This window comes from Ruegeria sp. HKCCA5839 (genome assembly GCF_013035585.1).
In the GTDB taxonomy this organism is placed as follows: domain Bacteria; phylum Pseudomonadota; class Alphaproteobacteria; order Rhodobacterales; family Rhodobacteraceae; genus Ruegeria.
On record NZ_WQIE01000004.1, the window covers coordinates 242,096 to 262,771 of the forward strand.

General features: G+C 56.0%; 17 protein-coding genes. 6 read left to right on the top strand and 11 right to left on the bottom strand.

Annotated elements, in window-relative coordinates; translation table 11 throughout:
• Window positions 1-23 precede the first annotated feature (23 nt).
• The 3 genes from GOV38_RS13465 (at window position 24) to GOV38_RS13475 (ending at window position 4,584) form a co-directional block, all read left to right on the top strand.
• Complete coding sequence (locus GOV38_RS13465; protein WP_171208280.1) at window positions 24-1,517, top strand: glycosyltransferase family 39 protein; 1,494 nt, start codon at window positions 24-26, stop codon at window positions 1,515-1,517.
• Complete coding sequence (locus tag GOV38_RS13470; protein ID WP_171208281.1) at window positions 1,504-2,976, top strand: oligosaccharide flippase family protein; 1,473 nt, start codon at window positions 1,504-1,506, stop codon at window positions 2,974-2,976. The genes GOV38_RS13465 and GOV38_RS13470 overlap by 14 nt, the downstream gene beginning before the upstream one ends.
• A gap of 96 nt (window positions 2,977-3,072) precedes the next feature.
• Window positions 3,073-4,584: a PepSY domain-containing protein gene (locus GOV38_RS13475; RefSeq protein WP_171208282.1), complete on the top strand. Its 1,512-nt coding sequence runs from the start codon at window positions 3,073-3,075 to the stop codon at window positions 4,582-4,584.
• A 10-nt stretch (window positions 4,585-4,594) separates the two neighbouring features.
• Here the strand turns inward: GOV38_RS13475 and GOV38_RS13480 are convergent, their stop codons facing one another.
• The 11 genes from GOV38_RS13480 to GOV38_RS13530 are packed head-to-tail and all read right to left on the bottom strand — an operon-like array spanning window position 4,595 to window position 16,695.
• The gene (locus GOV38_RS13480; protein ID WP_171102170.1) at window positions 4,595-5,305 is read right to left on the bottom strand and encodes a methyltransferase domain-containing protein; all 711 of its coding nucleotides are present in this window, start codon (window positions 5,303-5,305) and stop codon (window positions 4,595-4,597) included.
• 12 nt (window positions 5,306-5,317) lie between these two features.
• Complete coding sequence (locus GOV38_RS13485; RefSeq protein ID WP_171208283.1) at window positions 5,318-6,856, bottom strand: polysaccharide pyruvyl transferase family protein; 1,539 nt, start codon at window positions 6,854-6,856, stop codon at window positions 5,318-5,320.
• A complete protein-coding gene (locus GOV38_RS13490) occupies window positions 6,853-7,608 on the bottom strand; it encodes a methyltransferase domain-containing protein (protein ID WP_171208284.1) in 756 nt (251 codons plus the stop codon). The genes GOV38_RS13485 and GOV38_RS13490 overlap by 4 nt, the downstream gene beginning before the upstream one ends.
• Window positions 7,605-8,363 (bottom strand): polysaccharide deacetylase family protein, encoded by a 759-nt coding sequence (locus GOV38_RS13495; protein WP_171208285.1) that lies wholly within the window; start codon window positions 8,361-8,363, stop codon window positions 7,605-7,607. The genes GOV38_RS13490 and GOV38_RS13495 overlap by 4 nt, the downstream gene beginning before the upstream one ends.
• Before the next feature lie 4 nt (window positions 8,364-8,367).
• Window positions 8,368-9,807 (bottom strand): FAD-dependent oxidoreductase, encoded by a 1,440-nt coding sequence (locus tag GOV38_RS13500; RefSeq protein ID WP_171208286.1) that lies wholly within the window; start codon window positions 9,805-9,807, stop codon window positions 8,368-8,370.
• Entirely contained in the window at window positions 9,800-10,774 is a 975-nt protein-coding gene (locus tag GOV38_RS13505) for a lysylphosphatidylglycerol synthase transmembrane domain-containing protein (protein WP_171208287.1), read from the bottom strand. Before GOV38_RS13505 ends, GOV38_RS13500 begins: the two co-directional genes overlap by 8 nt.
• Before the next feature lies 1 nt (window position 10,775).
• A complete protein-coding gene (locus tag GOV38_RS13510; RefSeq protein ID WP_171208288.1) occupies window positions 10,776-11,678 on the bottom strand; it encodes a glycosyltransferase family 2 protein in 903 nt (300 codons plus the stop codon).
• A gap of 27 nt (window positions 11,679-11,705) precedes the next feature.
• Complete coding sequence (locus tag GOV38_RS13515) at window positions 11,706-12,647, bottom strand: NAD-dependent epimerase/dehydratase family protein (RefSeq protein WP_171208289.1); 942 nt, start codon at window positions 12,645-12,647, stop codon at window positions 11,706-11,708.
• 36 nt (window positions 12,648-12,683) lie between these two features.
• Entirely contained in the window at window positions 12,684-13,691 is a 1,008-nt protein-coding gene (locus tag GOV38_RS13520) for a glycosyltransferase family 2 protein (RefSeq protein ID WP_171208290.1), read from the bottom strand.
• Complete coding sequence (locus tag GOV38_RS13525) at window positions 13,688-15,175, bottom strand: hypothetical protein (protein WP_171208291.1); 1,488 nt, start codon at window positions 15,173-15,175, stop codon at window positions 13,688-13,690. Before GOV38_RS13525 ends, GOV38_RS13520 begins: the two co-directional genes overlap by 4 nt.
• A 47-nt stretch (window positions 15,176-15,222) precedes the next feature.
• Entirely contained in the window at window positions 15,223-16,695 is a 1,473-nt protein-coding gene (locus GOV38_RS13530; RefSeq protein ID WP_171208292.1) for an NAD(P)/FAD-dependent oxidoreductase, read from the bottom strand.
• A gap of 299 nt (window positions 16,696-16,994) precedes the next feature.
• On the opposite strand from GOV38_RS13530, the gene GOV38_RS13535 reads away from it, so the two are divergent.
• The 3 genes from GOV38_RS13535 to GOV38_RS13545 all read left to right on the top strand — a co-directional run bounded on the left by GOV38_RS13535 (window position 16,995) and on the right by GOV38_RS13545 (window position 20,546).
• Window positions 16,995-17,957 carry a UDP-glucuronic acid decarboxylase family protein gene (locus tag GOV38_RS13535; RefSeq protein WP_371808503.1) on the top strand — a complete coding sequence of 321 codons (963 nt, stop codon included), beginning with the start codon at window positions 16,995-16,997 and terminating at the stop codon, window positions 17,955-17,957.
• A gap of 224 nt (window positions 17,958-18,181) precedes the next feature.
• On the top strand, window positions 18,182-19,504 hold the full coding sequence (locus tag GOV38_RS13540) for an MBOAT family protein (protein WP_171208293.1): 1,323 nt from the start codon (window positions 18,182-18,184) through the stop codon (window positions 19,502-19,504).
• On the top strand, window positions 19,476-20,546 hold the full coding sequence (locus GOV38_RS13545; protein WP_171136743.1) for a hypothetical protein: 1,071 nt from the start codon (window positions 19,476-19,478) through the stop codon (window positions 20,544-20,546). Before GOV38_RS13540 ends, GOV38_RS13545 begins: the two co-directional genes overlap by 29 nt.
• Window positions 20,547-20,676 lie beyond the last annotated feature (130 nt).

The following is a 20,676-nucleotide window of genomic DNA, read 5'->3' on the forward strand; positions in this document are numbered from 1 at the left end:
ATAGTGTTTGTTATTTTGGTACCATGAACCGGTTTCGTTCCTCAGATCAGCCTCTGGCCCCTGCGGTTTCGCGCAATGAATATGTGATCCTTGGGGGGATCCTGTTGGTCGGGCTGGCCTTGCGTCTGGCGCGTTTGGATGCAGCACTTTGGTATGATGAGGTTAACACGCTGGTCGATTACGTCCGCCTACCGCTGGCGCAATTGTTCACGCAGTATGACAGCCTGAACAACCACGTCTTCTTCACACTACAAGGCAAAGCTTCAATCGGACTGTTCGGGGAAAGCGCCTGGGCCCTCAGGTTGCCCGCAGTATTGTGGGGCGTGGCCAGCCTTTGGGCGCTTTGGCTGCTGGCCCGCCGCGTTGTACCCGTGCCCGAGGCGTTGATGGCCACAGCATTGATGGCCGTGTCTTACCACCATGTCTGGTTCTCACAAAACGCACGCGGCTATACCGGGCTTTTGTTTCTAGGACTCATTGCATTGGTGCTGGTGCTGGAGGGGATGCGGAGGCCCAGCCGGCGCATCTGGCTGGGCTTTGGCGTTGTTTTCGCCTGCGCCATGTATACCCACCTGTCGGCAGCGTTCTACTTTGCTGCGCTGGGGCTGACCTGGATTTTGGCCTTGGCGCTTACGCGGCTGCGCGGGCAAGAGATCCCGCGTGGGTCGATCCTGATGCCTTTGGTCGGTGCGCTTTTTGGTCTTGCCCTGACAGCCGCAATCTACCTGCCCATGATCGACTCGATGATCACCACATTCACCGCCGTACAATCCGGGCCTGAAGATGCTGTGCGGGCTGAGTCGATTGCCCAATGGAAGAACCCGCTTTGGACTCTGGCCGAGATCGTGCGCGGGCTTGGCCCGATCCTTGGGCCCGCTTTACCGGTGGCTCTTGCGGTCATGAGCATCGCCATGGTCCGGCTGTACCGAACCGCGCCCGTCTTGCCGCTGGTGCTTGTGCTGCACATTGCGTTGACCATTGCTTTGCTGGTCGCTTTGTCGTTCCGGGTCTGGCCGAGGTATTTTCTGGGTGATCTGGGTCTGATCTGCCTATTCCTTATCCATGGCGCCACCGGGCTGGGGGATTGGTTGGCCACCAAGCTGAGGCTTTCGATCGCCCATCCGGGACGGTGGCTGGCCCTGTTGGGGATCGTGTCGACGCTGGTTCTTTTGCCCAAGAACTACCTCTATCCCAAACAGGATTTCACCGGCGCGCGTGATTATGTCGAAACCCACCGCGCCGCAGATGCTCAGGTCATTGCCTTGGGCCTGACCGTGCCCCCATACCGGGACTATTTTGCGCCGCATTGGGCCGGGGCGGACAGTCTGGCCGAGTTTCAGTCGCTTTACGATCCCGAACAGGAAACCTGGATCGTTTATACCTTTCCATCTGTAACCCGACGGAGGCACGCAGATATCCTGAGCACCATTGAGGAGAGTTTCTCCGAAGCCGACTATTTCCACGGCACCTTGGCGAGCGGCGGCATCGTCGTGTTGAAATCAAATGCCCCCAAGTGATCAACCGACCAGCTGGCTGGGCAAGTTCTTCTCTCGATCCGGGCCCAAATTTCTGCGCGATCTGCTGTCGCTGGCCGGAGGGCAGGCGCTGAGCATGGTCGTCGGGTTCATCACCTTCGCCTATCTGGCGCGGCAGTTGAGCCCCGAAGATTATGGAACAATCGAGCTGGCTATATCGATTGCTGCCTTTGCGGCCATCGTCATCGAATGCGGTGTCGGGCCCATCGGGGTCAAGGCGCTGGCTGTAAAGCCCGCAGACGCCGGCGTTCTGGCCAGCCAGATCCCGGTTGCGCGGTTTATCATGGCCCTGTTCGTCATTCCCGCGGCCTTTTTGCTGTCACTGCTGGCCAATCTGACACCAACGGGCCAGACGCTTTTGTGGATCTATATCACCAGCCTGATCTTTGCGCCATTGAAGCAGGAATGGCTGTTTCAGGGGTTGGAACATATGAATCTGGCAGCTCTGGCGCGCCCGATCCGTTCGCTTGGCTTTGCCGCAGGCGTGTTTCTGTTGGTGCATCCGGGCACCTCGATTGCAACAGTGGGCTGGATCGAATGCGTCACGTTGCTGCTGGTTTCGGTCTATTACATCGCGGGCCAATACTATCTGGGCCTGCCATTTCGAACCGGCTGGCCGATCCGCGAGTCGCTGACTTTCCTTAAAACCGGAGCTGCGGTTGGTCTGTCGAACATGCTTTGGGCCTTCATGCTTTATGCGCCGATGATGCTGTTGTCGGTTCTGGCCGAGCCCGAACAATCCGCCTGGCTGGGTGCGGCTCAGCGGTTGGTGATCTCGCTGCTGGTGCTCAGCTTTATCTATCACTTCAACCTATACCCGGCGATCACCCGCAGCCTGTACAATGACCTTGCCGGATGGGAACGGATGATGCAGTCCTCAATCCATGTGATTGCCTGGGGAGGTATTTTTGTAGCACTCAGCCTGACGCTGTTTGCCACGCCGATCATGACTCTTGTGTTTGGCGAGGCCTTCGCCACGGCCGCCCCCGTCTTGATCTGCCTGTCCTGGGTGTTTCCCTTGCGGTTGCTTAGCGGCCATGCGCGGTGGTCCCTGATTGCCAAGAGCAAACAAAGGCTTCTGCTGCGCGCCGAGATCGTAGGCGCGCTGGCCCTGATCACCGTAGCCCTAATATGCATTCCTCATCTGGGCGCAGTCGGTGCCGCCCTAAGCTTTTTCGCCGCAGTTTTTGCCAGCGCTTGCGTTACGCAGTTTGCTGTGAACCGTCAGATCGGAGCGATGTCCCTGATCCGTCCGAGCGTAATACCGGGCCTTGCGGCGCTGGCGGCGCTGACTGTGTGGTTCGCGCTTGGTACGGGGGTTCAGGCCGGATTTGCCGGTTTGGTGGTATTTGTTCTGTGCGGATTGGTACGTAGAAAATCCCTGTTTTCCGACCTCGTGCGCGTTGCTTATGCCAAGCCACCCGAGCGCGCCTCAGACTAAGTTCAAAGCACATATGCCGCAGGGTCGCGGCATAGACTCAACGCGGATTGGGCATATACTAACCCGCGCGCCGAGCTGCGTTTATCAGGACCTATTATGAGCAACCGCAAGTCTTTTCGTTCTTTTTTGTTTTGGCTGCATACATGGTTTGGTCTGAATATCGTTCTGTATCTGACACTCATTTTCCTCTCGGGCACCGTTCTGGTTCTGGCACCTGAAATCGAAGCGTTGGTTGATAGTACACGCCGCGCGGATGCGCCGCGCGCACCACTGCCCGTAGCTGAGATTTATGACAATATCCGCGCCGAGTGGCCGCAAGCCAGAATCGAGAGAATTGAGCGTGAGGCTTCTGGCTTCGTAGCGGATAACACCACAATTCTGACCCCTTGGGGAGAACAGGCGCTGGTGTGGACCAACCCGCAAACCGGTGAAATTCAAGGCATTACGGGTAAGCTTGACTTCAAAGAAATCCTCCGATCGTTCCACGACAGCCTATTGACTCGACACGTGGTCGGAACTCTTGTTGTTACATTGGCCGCACCGATAATGATCATTCTGATAATCACCGGTCTAATAAGCTACCGCAGGTTTTGGCGCGGCTTTTTCCGCTGGCCGAAACGGGAGATGAATGCGCGATCCTATTGGGGAGGTATGCATCGACTAACAGCGCTGTGGTCACTTCCTTTTCTTGTCGTCGTGGCGCTGACCAGTTTGTATTATTTTGCTGCGGTGCTCAGCTTGACACCATATCACTATCCTGCAGCTGAAACGATCGAAAAGCGCCAGCAACCACTGCCTTCAAGCTTTGATGGGGCTGATGTGCTACGAGCCGTCAGCGTAGCGCAGGAAGAGATCCCAACCTTGGAACCTGAGCTGGTGATCTTACCGTCATTCCCAGGGCAAAGCATCGTTGTGCAAGGTCAGGCTGACGCGTGGTTGGTGCGCGGGCGGGCCAACAAGGTGACATTGGATCCATCGAATATGGCAGTGCTCGGTGCGTTCACTGCGCAAGAGCTGAGCCTCATGACCCGCCTGCGAGAAGCAGCAGATAGCCTGCATTTCGGCATATGGGGCGGCATGGCAACGCGCATCTTGTGGTTTGCTTTTGGTGTGATGCTGACCGGGCTGGCCATCTTCGGAATGCTTGTCTATGCGCGGCGGATCTCAACCGCGCTGGATGGTCCCACCCCCAATGCACCGACGCTTGTGTGGCGAGGCATGTTCCGCCTGAAATGGTTGTTGCCCTTGGGCATCGTTCTGGGACTGGGAGCCGGTATCTATGGGTTTGCCTTCAAACCAGATCGCTGGGCGCGCGTCCCCGCCTATGATGCGCCCCTGCAACTGGATGGATCGGCCCGACTGTTCGCCAAAGGCAAACTGCGCGCGGGTGAACCGCTGGATCTGCGGTTGCGATTGGCCGATTATGAAGGGGCTGAGGTACAAATTCTGCTGAACGGTCAAGCTGCAGAGACAAAGCAGCTTGAATCCGTTCCCGACTGGCAGCAGACCCGGTTCCAGATGATCGCAGACGACGGCGACAATCCGGTCATGGTGCAACTGCCTGATGGTACCAAGCTAAAATGGACCCTTGGGCGCCCGGTCTTTTGACCGAACACCTTTACTTGATCGCCAGGAAGCCTTCGAAACAGATATATTTCTGAATGCTCATGATGTCCTTGAACCCGGCGCGGCCCAACAGGTCCAGATTGCCTTGGGTGGAAAACGGCTCCATCACACCTTTCAGAGAGCGCGATTTTTCAATGATCTCTTCCGGTGAGAACCCGTTCTTGAGCTTGAAGTCGTTGTAAAGCTGCGTGACGATGTCCTGAAACCGCGCATCCGGTCCGCGCACTTTTTCGAACATGATAAAGGCGCCGCCCCAATTGAGCGTTTCATAGATCTTGTCAAAGACCGCTTGCCGGTCGCGCGGTGAGATGAACTGCATCGTATAATAGCTGACAATCAGATCCGCCTTTTCCAGCTCCATCAAACGGATGTCTTCGTTCAGGATCTCGATCTGGGGGATATCGGCGCAGTGTTTGCGCGCGGCTGCAATCATCGCCTCTTCGACGTCCAGACCGATCCAGCGCAGATCAGGCTTATGGCTGTTATGTTCGGCCAGTTTGCGCAGCAATTCTCCGGTCGAGGTGCCGATCTCATAGGCGACACCCTGCTTTTTCACGAAATAATCAGATAGCTGACAGACCAGATCATGGCCGCTTTCATAAAGCGGGACCGAAACCTTGATGTGGTCCACAAACGTGTCGGGCACGTCGTTGCCAAATGTCCAATCTGCATTGCCCGCAGTAATATTCTGTCCAACGCTCATAACATGTCTCCTCTAAACAATACCCTCGGCGCTTTGCTTCATATCCTTGTGCTCCGGTGATGCGTTCAGTTGCTGAACCACCGCATCCAGGCCGTCTTGCAGCCAATCTGCCTGCACTTGATCCATGATCCGAACCCGCGCGCTCAGATCATTATCCGTGAACAGTTGTTCGACCTTACCGCCTTGACCTGGGTAGTAATCGATCCCGAAAGTGGGGATCTGTTGCGACAGGCAGAAGATACAGCCATGGAAGCGCATTGCGATGGCCGCGTCCAGTCGGCGGAGCAGATACAGCACGCCATCCACATCCGGGTCAGCTTCAAGCACCCGGAAATCAATCTGATCTTCTACGATCTGATGCAGGATAAAGGCCGATTCCAGATCCGATGCGCCTAGCTGGATTGGGTTCATCGGGAAAAACACAAACGTCACCGGCTGGGTGCTGGTTTGCGCCAGTTGGATCATCGCCTTGCTGCATTCCTCATAGCACCGCTTTTCGGCCTCGCGTGAAAATGCCTCACCACGGTCAGACCAATCATGCCGAATGGGCCGTATATTGACGCCGATCAGCGTCCGCCCTTTGGTGCCGTCCAGCAGCTGATCCACCGATTGCTGTTCGGGCGCCGTCAGCTTGCCCAGATCAGCAGGTCGGCTGTTGAGGTAATCAAAGGCCGGATCATGGCCGATCTTGACGTCGATCCCCTTAAGCTCGGGCGCTTTTGCGGCCTTGCTGGTGCGTACTGTGAACACAGCGGCATGCATGGCAATCTGCCGCGCAATCCAGCGAGAGAGTTTGCGTTTGAACGGTCCAACGCCCACATTGCGCACCACAAATGGAACCTGATGGATTGCTGCAAGGCGAGCAGCTTTCAGATGCATCACCAACATGCGCGGCAGATCCATCAGCGGGCCACCGGCAAAGACAAGCCCGTCGCTGACCGCGATTTCCTTGCCAATTTCACGATGCCCATAGGGTACCACGGTCACCTCAACCGGAGTATCCAGCGCTGATGCCAAGCGCCGCGTGTGTTCGGGGCGTTTGCTCATGATCGTGGCGTGGACAGTGCCGTAGTCATGATGCAGGCCCAGCAAAACGCCGCCCAGAATGGCCGCATCTCCGACATGTTCGCCCCCATAGGCTCCGATCAGAACCACCGATGGCATGGTCTGCCGCTCGGGCACCGGGCCGGGGCCCAGCGTCAAAAACGCCATTGTGCCATGGCACAACAAAGCCATTGCGTCCGACAGCATCGAAGATGGGTTCGCCTCACCCGGAGGGGCTGATTTCAGGAAGAAATGTTTGAAGTCGTGGACAAATTCCTCTTCCCGCGCGTTCAACCCTTCCGAAGGCATCAAGGACGGCTTCAAACCTTTGTCTACCAACAGCCGCCAGATGCCTTCGATGTAGAACACCGTCTCAGGCGTGACAGGCAGCTTGACGTTCTGACCGGGCGCGACCTGTTCAAACAGCTGGCCCAGAACGGTTGTGTCACCGCCAAGATAGTCATGTGCACCGCGCATCTGCTCGGGCGTCAGGATGATCTCTGTCATGCGCCCTCCTTCTGCAATCGTGCGGTTACGATGACTTCGAAATCCTCATCTCGGTGATCCAGTTGAGCGGGCAAAAGCTCCTCAGCGGCCAAGCCCTGAAGGAATGCACATGCGGTCATTACATTTCCATAACTGTGAATGGTGATCCCGTCTTCGGCCCAGAATTCTAAGGCCATTGCGTTTAGGGATTGAGCGGTGAAGTGCCAGTATTCGCCCCAATCGTCGCGCCCAAGGCGGCGTCCGATCTTGGCGATTCCGGCTGAGGTTATCAAAGCCACGCCACCCGGTTTCAGAATCCGGTGCAGAGTCTGAAATGCGGCGCGCGGCTCATAGATCATCTGAATGGTTTGCGTAAAGATGATGCAGTCAAAACTGTTGTCGGGAATATGCGGCGCGTTGGTCAGATCGCCCACAATGGTGGCCTGTGGGTTGCCTTCGACATAATGCAACACATCCGCTTGCGAGACATTCTGGCCATATTTCTCGATATAGGCCGGGTCACCCAGCTCCAGGCAGCGGCCCGTGATGTCAGCGCGGTTCTCGCGCAGAAACGCCTCGATGTAATAGCGGTCAATGGCCTGACCACGATCAAAGCCAAAGATGTTGGACACCGGGGCCAGCCGATCAAAGTCACCAAAATCGATGGATCCCGCGCGCGGCCATTGCAGGCGGTGTTTCTGACGCTGAACGGTGATCCAGCGGCGCGTGCTTTCCGGCAGCACCTTGCGGGCAATGGATTGCAACGCGCTCATGTTGTCCGCTCCCAGGGTTTGGAACTCAGGTCTCGCACTGCGCGCAACCCACGCCGCAACCCCAGATAACTACGCCCGCGTCCAAGCAGATGCGCGCGCAGGCGTTTGGGGTCGCGGTAATAGAACATCTCGAGTCGGGGCAGATCATGCAGGTCGCCGGATGCTGCCGCACAACCCAGTCGCGTGCCGACCGAGGTATCATAATGCTGCGCGATCCGGGCTCGCACGCGCGCCTGTGCCCGCCCGTAAGGAGGGGCGAAATGGCGGATTTGGCGGCCAAGCTTGTCTTCAAGCGTCGCTTTGGATTGAACCAGCTCCTGTTCCAGCTGTGCCTCATCCAACCCATCCAGATCGGGATGCGCCACCGTATGGCTGCCAAACTGCACGCCGTCACTGGCCAGATCACGCACCGTGTCCCAGTTCATCAATGGGCGGGGTGGCGTATTGGAGCCGCGCCAGTTCTCGGCACCGCCCATACATCCGGTCGGCAGATAAACAATGGCAGGAACGCCCAGCTTGGCCATGGTTGGCCAAGCGGTTTTGGCGAAATCTTCGAACCCGTCATCGAAAGTCACAATGCAAGACCGCGCAGGCAGCTTTGCATGATCCGCCAGATCATCCAGCGTGATCAGCGCAACGCCGGAATCGGCCACAACCTGCATCTGCGCCGCAAAGATATCCGGCGCAATCGACGTCGGCCCGCCCGCGTCGGAAATCGAATGATACATCAGAATATCGATCACCGGGTTTGCCAAGCGTCTAATCCTCCACCACGTGATGCGAGAATTTTTCGCGGTATTGCGTCCACTTCGCCTGATCGAAAGACCCATCGGCCCCCAGACAATCGGCGATGCCAAACGACATGGCTAAGGCGTGGTGCGTATTGTCATGGGCAAAAAGGCCCTGACGGCCAAAGTTGACCAGCCCATCCAGCGATTCCAGCCAGTCATCGACCACGGCGAAGTGATCGGCATAGTCCACATCATAGACCGGATAGGCATGCGACAGACGCCGCGTAATCACTTTGCGCACTGGCACATTCACCGGAAGATCCACGCTGCCTAGCCATTGCTGGAAATGCGCGCCCAGCTCATCATCAGACATCTCCCACCAGGGATCGGTTGGGTCGCAGGGCAGCTCGGCGCACAAAACTGTCAGGCCTTCGGGGGCGGTCACGTTGTTGTAGTTCTTGGTCTCCGACATCCGACTGATCGGGATCGAGATCTCGGGGAAATAATGTGCGTCATATTCCGTGAACTGGCCGGTTTCGAGCACCATGTAGATCAGGATCATGCTGCGGAACCGGATCGCCTCGGCGGCCGCAACGATCTCGGGCGGTGGCGCCGGATGCATGGCTTTCAGAAGCGCGGTCAGTGGAATGGTTGACAGTACCTGGCTGCTTTCGTGCCGCGTCTCAACCCCGGCCTTGTCTTTGGTGATCACAGCGGTGACGGTGTTGCCGTCACGCTCGACCCGTTCGATGCCTTCCTCCAGACGGATTTCAGCGCCGTTCTTGCGCGCGCTTTCTGCCATCGACTCGCAGATTTGGCCAAAACCTTTGCGGGGGTAGAAGAATCGCCCCGTCGTCTCGCCGCGCAATCCGGGCAGCATACGCACCATCTTCATTACGATCTTTGACACGGATGAACCCGACACGCGCCGTTCAGCCAATTTGACCGCCAGCGCCCTGGGATCGAGCCCCCACAGCTTGCGCACATAAGGGAAGTAGAAGTTTTCCGAGATCGTAGGCCCCAGACCTTTCAGCAATACGCTGGAAAAGGTCGCCGGACCCTCGGGTGCACGGCGCAGCGGGCCGGTGACCATATCGCGGACCAAGGATGTGGCGAAAGGCAGGGGGAGCGATTTCAACGCATTCCCCAGTTTGAGCGGAAAGTGGATCCAACGTCCCCCCAGCCGGATCCGGCCATGGCGCGGGCGCAGCAAGAGGTCATCGCCCAAGAGCGATTTGACCTCATTCATTACATGGGGGTCCGCCGCCGGGTGAAACCGGTGCGAGCCATAGTCGGTGATAATGCCTTCGATCTTAAAAGATCCGGCATTGCCGCCCAGCTTCGGCGCGCGGTCGATCAAGGCGATCTCGGCCTCGGTGTCGCGCGCCAGCAGATGTGCCGTCGCAAGCCCTGCGGGGCCGCCGCCCAGAATGGTGTATTTGGGTTTTTGTTCCACCGGTTTATTCACTGCTGACAATATCCTCTTTGCGACCAAAGCTCAGGCCCTGGCCGGTCGAAACCAATATCATTGCGCCCAAGGCGCCGGCGGCAAACAACACCGCTTGCCACATCAGGCCCGCGGCCACCACCGCAGGTGCATGGGCCCCGAAGGGCAAAAGAAATCCGGCCAACGTGGCCTCACGCAGGCCCAGACCGTTCAACGACACCGGCAGAACGGCCACCAGTTTCGCCAAAGGCCACGCAAACAGCCAGGGCCAGAAGGCCACACCAGCGCCAGCGGCAACAGCCAGCCACCAGGCGATCGAGACCAAAACGATCTGCACGACGCTTGAGGCGAGAAACACGCTGACCAGCAGGGCTGGACGTGCCGCCAACAGGCGGAAACTGTCGGCCAGCCGTTCGCCAAAGCCGCGCCCGGGCAAAGCGGGGATCACCCTCCAGATCATCGGCAAGAGCCGGGGCAGGGCCAGAAACCCGGCGATCACCAGAGCAAGCACAACCAGTGTTTGCAAGATGATGGCCAAGCCGGTCTCATGCCCGCGCGCCAGCAACAGTCCAAGTGCCGACAGCATCAGCAAGGCGACCATGTCGATCACCCGGTCGATCATCGCCACAGCTACAACCCGAGGCCCATCGCGCAGCTGCGCCTGTGCCATCGCCGCACGCACGGCGTCGCCACCAACGGCGCCCGGCAAGCACAGATTTGCGGCCAGCCCGGCAAAATGCGCGCGAAACGTGGTACCGATGGGCATATCCGGGCCAAGAAGCATCCGCCATTTCAAAGCCGCCCCCAAATGGGCCAGGACGAAGATCGCCAGAACCGCCGCAAAGACCCCCAAAGGTGTGGCCTGAAACCCGGCCTTGATCGCATCCCAGGGCAACAGCCAAAACAGCACCGCCAGCAACAGGCCGGAACCTGCGGCGCGGATCAACCATTTGCGGCTGACACGAGGGCTATGCGGGGCTTGCGTCACGTCACGGCCTCAGATGCAGGCGCGAGATCATGTCGGCGATCAACCCAAGCGACCAGATCATGATCGCGGCCAGGAAGGCAAAGATCGCACTCTCCGACAGGTTGCCGACAAAGATGTCATAGACCAGCTTGATCAGACCCAGTCCCATGAACACCAGCCCCAGCGGGATGAACACACGCAACGGATTGAACAGGGTCGAGATGCGCAGGATCAGAATGATGAAATTGATGAAATCAATCGGTTTGATCTTCGATTTGCCAACCCTCTTGCCATATTCGATGGGCGTATAGACCATGCGCTTGCCGTTTGACGTCATGCAAAGGGTGATCGTTGTGGTAAACGAAAAGTTCTGTGGCAGCAGTGGCAAGAACGGGATCAGCTCAGACCGCCGAAACACCCGCAGGCCCGAGTTCAGATCATTGATTTTGCGCTCGGCCAGGAACGAGGCGAAGGCAAAGAGGAATTTCTTGGCCGGGCGCCGCAACAGCGGGACGTTTTTCATCGCCGCACCGCGATCTCCGACCACCATATCCTGATGGCGGCACATCTCCAGCATCTCGGGCAGATACCGCGCGGGATAGGTGCCATCGGCATCCAGAATGGCGACATATTCGTATTTCGACCGGCGCACACCGCGCTTCAGCGAGGCCCCGTAACCAGAATTGACCTGATTGCATTCCACAATCGCACCGCTGGCCTCGGCTTCGGCGCGGGTATTGTCTTCGGACCCATCATCCACAACGATGATCTCATAGTCGATCCCCAAGGGGGCCAGATGTTCGCGCACATCTTCCACCGTCGCGCGGACGGCATTTTCCTCGTTATAGGCGGGGATCACAACGCTGAGCGTTTGCGGCGCGGCGTCCTGTCCTTCTGCCTCGGTCAGGGTGGTCTGTGTGGTCATGTTCGGAACTGCTCCTGCCATCGCGTGCTATTCGGCAACTGCATTATCTTGTGCCTTGAACCAGTCGATCAGCTGGGCCAAGCCTGTTTCAAATTCTGTCTGGGCCTCAAACCCCAATATCTCGCGCGCCTTGTCGGGCCACCCGCATGAGGCGTGGATCTCTCCGGGGCGGGCAGGGGCAAAGTCATAGCTCAGCGCGCGGCCTGTGATGCGGCCGATGCCATCGGCCAAATCACGCACGGAAACCGAAGTGCCCGCGCAGATGTTGAACACATCGCTATGTCCGGCCTGAGCATGGGTCATGGCCCGCATGAGCGCCTGCACGACATCGCCCACATAGATGAAGTCACGGGTCTGGGTGCCATCACCATAGATCACCACCGAATCCCCGCTCAGCCAGCGGTCCAGAAAGATGGTGATCACCCCGGTATAAGCCGATTGGCGCGATTGGCCGGGGCCATAGATGTTGAAGAACCGCAGCCCCACCGAATTCAGGCCCGCCACCTCGGCCATGGCGCGAGCGTGGTATTCGCCCGACAGCTTATCCGCCCCGTAGCCCGAGATCGGGTTGGGTTGGCTGTCTTCGCGGATCGGTAGATCGGTTGCAGCACCGTAAATGGCCGCCGAACTGGCATAGACAACCGGTACATTCGCGTCCGCCGCAGCCGAGAAAACCGAAAGCGTGCCCCCCAGATTGACCCGTGCCGAGCCAGTCCAATCGCTCAGATAGGTCTGCACCGAGGACACTGCAGCCAGATGATACACTCCGTCGATCTCTTGCAGCACATCTCGCAGCAGCTGGGTATTGTTGATGTCGCTTTCATGGAACCGAACCCCCGGCGCCAGGTTGGCGCGGCGACCGGTCGAGAGATTATCAAGAATATCAACCTCATGCCCGGCGCCGGTCAGGGCGTGGGACAGATGCATGCCGACAAATCCGGCACCGCCGGTGATCAGGAATCGAGCCATCGCGGATTCCTTTCACACCAAAACAAGCTGCGGAAATCAGGGCACATGCAAACGATTCCTTCGGCCAAGAACATGATACTCAAACAGACACCAAACAAAGGCACTTGCGGAATATACGTAGTAAAACTGATGATAAAGCAGCGCCTTGATGGCAAATGTTGGGCCACCTGCCTGCCACATAAAGCGGAAAAGCTGGCTGTTGACGGCGAAAACGGCCACCAAAAGCAGGATCAGAACCGGCCACAGCGAGGGCTGCGCGATCGTGGCCAAAAACGACAAAAACAGAAGACCCGCCAGACCGGCCCGCACACGCTCCATGATCCCGGTATTGAGATCATCTGTCAGACCTTCGCGATTGATAATCAGCCGCGACCAAGGCAGCGCACGACAGAAGATATCGGTATGGACCGAATTGCGCACCGACCAAATCTTGAGATGTTTGCCCTGAAGCTCGGGATCCACCACGATGTCACCACCAGCTGCATGTATGCGATAACCCAGCTCGATATCCTCGATGGAAGGAATGCGATAGGTTTCGACATCAAACCCACCGACACGCTTGAACATATCCGCCGAGATCGCACCGCACCCCGCCCACCATGTGCGGGCCTGACGGCGCGCTGTCTGATGATAGAACCGGTGCATCAGGTTCTTGTAGCGTGAAAACCAGGGGCCTTCGGGACTTTCATCATAAGACCCAAATGCCGCCGCCACATCACCCTTGCCAAAAATCTCCTGCAAGCGCCGGGCCCCGTTGTCCTTGGCAATTACGTCCGAGTCGACAAACCACAATACATCCCCGGTGGCCTTGGTCGCAGCGAAATTGCGGGCCGCGCCCGGGCCTCCGTTCTTGTCCATGACATAGACATCCGCACCCATCTTGCGCGCAAGATCAGCGGTGTTGTCGGGCGAGACATCGTCGATCACGATCACCTCGGCTACCTCGCCCCGGTCGCGCATCGACAACAGTGGTGGCAACACGCGCGGCAACAGATGCGCGGCTTTGAAGGCAGGCATGATCACGCTGATCTTTACGTCACTCATTGAGGTTGCCCCATTGTTCCAGATCTCAAAACCTGCGCCCGCGAGACGCCAAGCAAAATCACGGCCATAAGCGGCAGCAACCAGATCACCCGCGCGCCATAGCGCGCCGCTGGTTGCGAAAGTCCTCCGCACACAAAGGCGTTGATCAAAATGCCCAGCACAAGCATGACCGCCACAGCCTTCAGCCGCCCGGATACGGGCGAAGGTTTTATCAACAGCGCAAGAATAACCACCAGCGACACCGCATAAAGCGCGGTCTGAAACACATAGACCGGATTGTTCCAGCCCTGGTCACGCCTTAATCGCCCATCGATAAAGGTGTCGTCCGGGATCTTGGCGCTTTCCAAAACATTACGCCGCGCATTGTCATTGGGGATCGTCTGATAGACTCCAAAATGGCTGGCTTGTTCCAGCGTATTACCCAGTAGCGCGCCAATCGTATGCACAGGTCGGTTCATCAAGACCGAAAAGAAGAACCGGTATTGCTCATCCCCGATGGCTTTCTGGGCCTGGTCATCCAGATGACGCAGCGACCCCAGCTGCTCAGTTTTCTCAAAAATAATATGGCTCGCCGTCAGGCGCATCGGATCGTCCGAGTTCTGCAACGCCTCATACAATGCGCAGGTGGCGATGGCGGCATCCGGGCAATGATCGGCCAAATATGCATAGGCAGGTCCGTCCTGGATCAACCGCGCGGTGATATAGGGGTTATAAACCACAGCCGAACCGGTGCGTTCGGTCACTTGCGATTTGAAAACCTGTCGTTCGGCAACCGCACCCAGCACCAACACTCCGATCAGAGCCGGAGCAATCCAGAAGCTGCGACGCTGAACAAAGGCTGCAATTACGGCGACCACCGGAATACTAAGGCCCGCAATCGCAAGATGAGAGGGGTGCGATAGAACGGCAGCAAAGCCCAGCACTAGCGCCAGAGCCAGCTCCCAGACATTCATGCGATTTGCGTACCCAGCCAAAAGCGCGATAACCAGAATAAGCACCGGTGCCAGAATGTCGGGCATCACATAGGCCAGATAAAAGGGCAGGGCACCAAAACAGGCCACGAAGACCGACGCCCCGGCAACCGCGATCGGAGACAGAGCAACCTGATCGGCGCGCTGAACCACGCGCAGCAACAACCAAACCGACGCAAAGATCGTCGCAAAGCCCAAAACCATGATCAGTTCTAGTCGGGCAAAGCTGGTAAGACCGGCCACGATCAAACCATAAAACAGTGACCGCGATCCGTTGACCGTGTTACCCGTATCGACCTGAGCTCCACCGCCGCCACCGCCTTCACCCGCCGCAGCTTGCGCAGGCAACAGGTTCAGAATCTCAAGAGTATTCAGCCCCTGAATCATGTATCCGGCCGTATCGAAATAATACAGCAGACCGCCGTTCAACACATAGACCGACAGGCTCATGACCAATGCGGCCAAAAGCCAAAGCCCACCATATCGGAATGGTCCTGATACCTTGTCACTCATACCATTTTTCCCGGTGTCCAAACACTGGGCAACCAACTAGGTCCATGTCAGGCCGCGCTGGCCGACTCACCCCGTTCATAAGGTTTTGTCTGAAACTCCTCATGATAGGAACGTTCGACATTCACGTTCCACACGTCGTAGTCGGCACCCAGCATGTTACGCGCCGCATAAATCGACGACAGCATGGAATGGTCTTGGTTATTGTAACGATGCAAACCATTGCGTCCGGCGGTTTCAAAGTTTTCCAGCTGTTGTAGCCAGGTCTGGATCACCTCAAGCGCCTCCATATACTCGGCATCATAGACAGGATAAGCTTTTGGCTGGCGAATAATCGCCCCGTCGATCACCGATTTTGCAGGTGCAAGACCCACACGCTCCAACTCGCGTGCAGCCATCGCCACCAGCTCTTTGTCATCGGTGTGCCACATCTCTTCATCGTCGTTGAGGAAATACTCCATCCCGATCGACGCTTTGGTCTTGTCGGCCATCATGTCCTGAGACCATGCGCGGAAATTCTGAATCCGTCCCACACGTACTTCGGGTTCGTGGACATAGATCCAGTTGTCCGGGAAGGGGTCGGCATGATCGAGCACCAGCGTCACGATCATGAAATCGCGGTATTTAAGCCGATCTGCTGCTGCGACCACTTCGGCCGGGGGTGGAGGATCCATAGAATGAATCAAATCGCGCAACCCCATCGAATTGAAGAAGGTATCACCCTCTTCGACATAAGTGCGCGTTTCTCCGGTCTCGGGGTCTTGTGCCACCACTTCGACACCTGTGATTCGCATCCCGTCCCGGATTACCCGTTTGACATAGGATTGCATCCGCACTTCGCCGCCCTTGTTTTCCACATGCTCGGCCATCAGTTCCCACATCTGGCCGGGGCCAAGGCGCGGATACTGGAATTCTTCAATCAGGCTGGAAGAATCATTGGCGCCCGAGATCGCGTTCCACACGACCTTGGTCAGAGACAGGTCCTTAATGCGCTGAGCGGCCCAGTCGGCGCGGATCTCGGAACAGGGCACGCCCCAAACCTTTTCCGTGTAGGACCGGAAGAAGTGGTCGAACAAGCGCTTGCCGAACCGGTTTGTCACCCATTGGTCAAAAGTATCTTCCTGTTTGCTCGGGAAAACACGCCATTTTGCAAAGCTGGCCATGACACTCAGGGATTCGAAAATACCCAGATTATACAGCGCATTGGTCAGTTTCAGGGGGTAGTCGTAGAACTTACCCTGATAAAAGATCCGGCTCTGCCGCGGGACGGTGATGAATTCCTTGCCGCAGATCTCATGCCAGATGTCGTCGATCTCTTTGATCTTGGTGAAAAATCTGTGACCACCGATGTCAAAGCGAAAACCTTTGTAGCTTTCGGTACGGGCGATTCCACCAACCAGCTTGTCGCCTTCCAAGACAACAGGTTTGCAGGTGGGCTCAAGGCGCAAAAGCTCATACGCGTTGGTCAACCCGGCGGGGCCACCGCCAATAATGATGGCCTTTCTTGTATTTGAATCCGTCATATTTTGTTCAAACCCTGATCACTAAAAAACATGCCCTTACATGGAACGTTGCCCGAACTCAGCAAGGCGTGGCGACACTTGTCAGCTAAAATCACTCATTTTTGCGGCAATATCACCCCTTTTTACCATTTTCGCCCGAAAGATCACCAGCCAGGAAACAATCTTGAAAACTATACCGATTTTGTCTCAGGTATGAGACGTATTATCGAGTATACCGCAAAAATCGCTCGCCTTACTCGGGCAAAGATGATTTTTTGCGACTGTCAGTTGTTTAATGGGTAGAACAAAGTTTTAAGGTCGTGACTCAGATTATTCAGGAAAAACTCACTCCAAAACGTGTTTTGGTGACCGGCGGCGCGGGCTTTTTGGGGTCTCATCTGTGTCGAAAGATCTTGGACGGTGGCGACGAGGTCATTTGCGTCGACAACTTCTCGACCGGGCGCAGGCGACATATTGTCCCGCTGATGGACAACCCCGCGTTTGAACTCGTGCGCCATGACGTGTCTTTTCCGCTCTATCTTGAAGTGGATGAGATCTATAACATGGCGTGTCCTGCCAGCCCGATCCACTATCAGAACGACCCGGTTCAAACGATCAAAACGACCGTGAACGGAGCCATGAATATCCTGGGTTTGGCCAAGCGCACAAACGCCAAGGTTTTGCAGGCGTCGACATCAGAAATCTATGGTGACCCACTGGTTCATCCGCAGCCCGAAGACTATCGCGGCAATGTCAATCCGATCGGCTTGCGTGGTTGTTATGACGAAGGCAAACGCTGTGCCGAAACCTTGTTTTTCGATTATCACCGACAACACCAGGTCCGCATAAAAATCGCCCGTATATTTAATACTTACGGGCCCCATATGCATCCCGATGACGGGCGCGTGGTATCGAATTTCATCGTGCAAGCCCTCAAAGGCGAAGAGATTACGATCTATGGCGATGGCAACCAGACCAGGTGCTTCTGCTTTGTAACCGACCTGATTGACGGGCTCAGCCGCCTGATGGCCACCGGAGACGATGTGACCGGCCCCATCAACTTGGGCAACCCGGTCGAGATTTCGATGACCGAACTGGCCGAAACCATCCTGTCGCTGACCGGCTCCAAATCAAAGCTGACCTACCTCTCGTTGCCCCCTGATGACCCAACCCAGCGGCGCCCAGTTATTGAGCGCGCGAACGATGTTTTGGGCTGGCAGCCGAAGGTCGACCTGAAAAGCGGGCTGGAAGCCACGATTTCATATTTTGATTCTTTGTTATGACGGCTTAGAAACAACATAGCTTAGGCAAGTTTGCGTTTTTGAACAAACATTACAGAGAGCTATGAAACGTTGCGAAGACCAAAAATGTAGAGGACCCGTTGTGACTGAGGCCACTGACAGCCATGGTCTTTAATAGTTACCTTTTCATCTGCTTTGCAGTCGTACTGTTCTCGATCTATTTTTTGAATCTTGGTTGGCGGATCAAGAAGCTGATCCTGCTACTGATGAGCTATTTGTTCTATGCTTCTTGGAACGCCCCATATCTGTTGTTGATCTTGTTATCGACCGTCCTCGACTTTGTCAGCGGCTACAGAATTTCAAAAGCACTTACCCAAAGACAAAAGCGGTTCTGGCTGATTATCAGCCTTGTCGGAAATCTTGGCGTACTCAGCTATTTCAAATACGGCAGCTTCTTGTTGGAAGGGTTCGTGCAGTTTGTCGCTGCCTTTGGTATCACCTATGAGCCGGCACCATGGAATATCCTGCTACCCGTAGGGATCTCGTTCTATACGTTTCAAACTCTTAGCTATACGATTGACATCTATCGCGGCCGAACCAAGCCGACTCGATCGTTCTTGGATTTTGCGCTGTTTGTGACCTTCTTTCCCCAGTTGGTTGCCGGTCCGATTGTTCGTGCACGTTTCTTTCTGCCGCAACTCCTGAGGCCTCCTGTCGTCACGCGCGAGCGTTTCGGCTGGGGGGGAACACTTGTGCTCATCGGCTTCTTCGAGAAGATTGCCATCGCAGACGGGCTGATGGCTCCTGTCGTTGACAGCGTCTTTGCACAGTCTGGGACGCTGCCCAGCGAAACGGTGCTTTTGTCAGCTATGGCGTTTGGGGTTCAGATATTCTGTGATTTTGCCGGGTATTCGCTTATTGCCATCGGTGTGGCGATGATGATGGGCTTTAGTCTGCCTGAAAACTTTCGCGCTCCATTTTCAGCAATTGGCATGCAGGATTTCTGGCAACGCTGGCATATCTCCATGTCCAGTTGGTTCAGAGATTACCTTTACGCACCGCTTCGCGGCAAAAACTCATCTTTTGGTTACAAGCTTTTCGCCCAACTCATGACGATGACAGTGATCGGCCTGTGGCACGGAGCAGGAGTTACCTTTGTTCTTTGGGGTTTCCTGAATGGCCTTGTCATTGTGATCGAGATATTGCTGCAAAGATCGATAGGGTCCTGGAAAATCTGGAAAACACGTTTCGCGACGATCTTGTTCTCGGGCATGACTCTGATGACCATGATGTTGCTGGTCATCATTTTTCGGTCACGCAGCTTCCAGCAGGTCATGGACATGTATGCGAGCTTTTTCACCTCGCATCCCGAAACGGCGTTTTATCTACCGACAACTGAAAAGCTCCTCGTACTGATTTGCTCAATTTCCCTGGCCAGCATTCACTGGACAATGCGTGGTCGACGATTCGAGGATATAGTGAGGGCGATACCGAACTGGTGTCGCGTATGCGTCGGCGCGTTCATGGTGGCAATGATTGGTCTGATGGGAGGGGAAGCGTATGACACTTTCATCTATTTTCAGTTCTAAGCGCTGGACTCCTCTCGGCACCCTCATCTTATCTGCTGCCCTTGGTTTTGGTCTCATTCTTTCTATCGAGTATTGGATCCGATCACTTGGTGCAGTGCCCAGCGTCGAGAATACGATCGCACGGTGGGCGCTTGTTCGATCTCAGGTTGAAAAAGATACCTCGTCTCAAGCCGTGGTACTGTTGGGCGCGTCACGCGCGCAAAGCGGCCTGTCACATGACGTTTTGCGCAAAGCCATGCCTGGCGCAAACATTTACAACCTCGCCTATGTTGGAAAGGCGCCATACGAAGCTCTTGCAGATATTGCAGATAATACCGACTTCAGCGGTCTCGTCATTGTTTCATTTCTTTCCACGTGGCTATTGCCTGATCAGGGGCGTCACGATCAGGTGGAAATGGTTCAATATTATCATAGCCACTGGAATCTCGCCCGTGCCGCTGAGACCAAAATGGGCAATGCCGTCGCAAGCCATATGGTGCTGCGGAACAACAACCATTCGTTCTCGACGATGGTTAGGAATATCGCTCAGACCGGGCGACCCATTCGGACGGACAACAGAACAAACATAATAATTACCGGTGATGATAGGCAGCAATACCTTACTGTAATCGACGTAGATCGGGCGCAACAGCGGGCCACGGACTGGGCAGCGAAAGTCGTCGCCGAGGGAAATTCGGTCCCACAAGATTTCGATTGGGACGCAGCCTATGCAGATCTGTCTGAAAAAATAGGTAAAATACAAGCACGCGGCGGCAGCGTCATTCTCGTTCGGATGCCATCGGCCGATATCGTGTACGAAACCGAAAGCCAGTTTTTTCCAAGAGCTCAATATTGGGACAAAATGATAGAGGCCATTCCTGCGAAGGGTATTCATTTCGAGGACGTTCCAGGCGTTGAAACAATCGACATACCTGACTTTTCTCACGTCCCAGCTTCTGAACGTGATGCTTTTTCGGAACTCATGGTCGAAGCGATAGTGGACACGCTTCGGGCAGAAGGAAGCACGAGATTTGATTTCCAAGTCGGCAACAATAGTGACTAAATAACTGATTTGAAGCTGATTTCCGCGCACCTGTTCAAAAATTTCTGTAAGCCGTAGACTGAGCTACCCGGATTTACTAACACATCTTCAATACGGAACGTTTTGTTTCGTTGCTTGAAGGTGTTCTTGT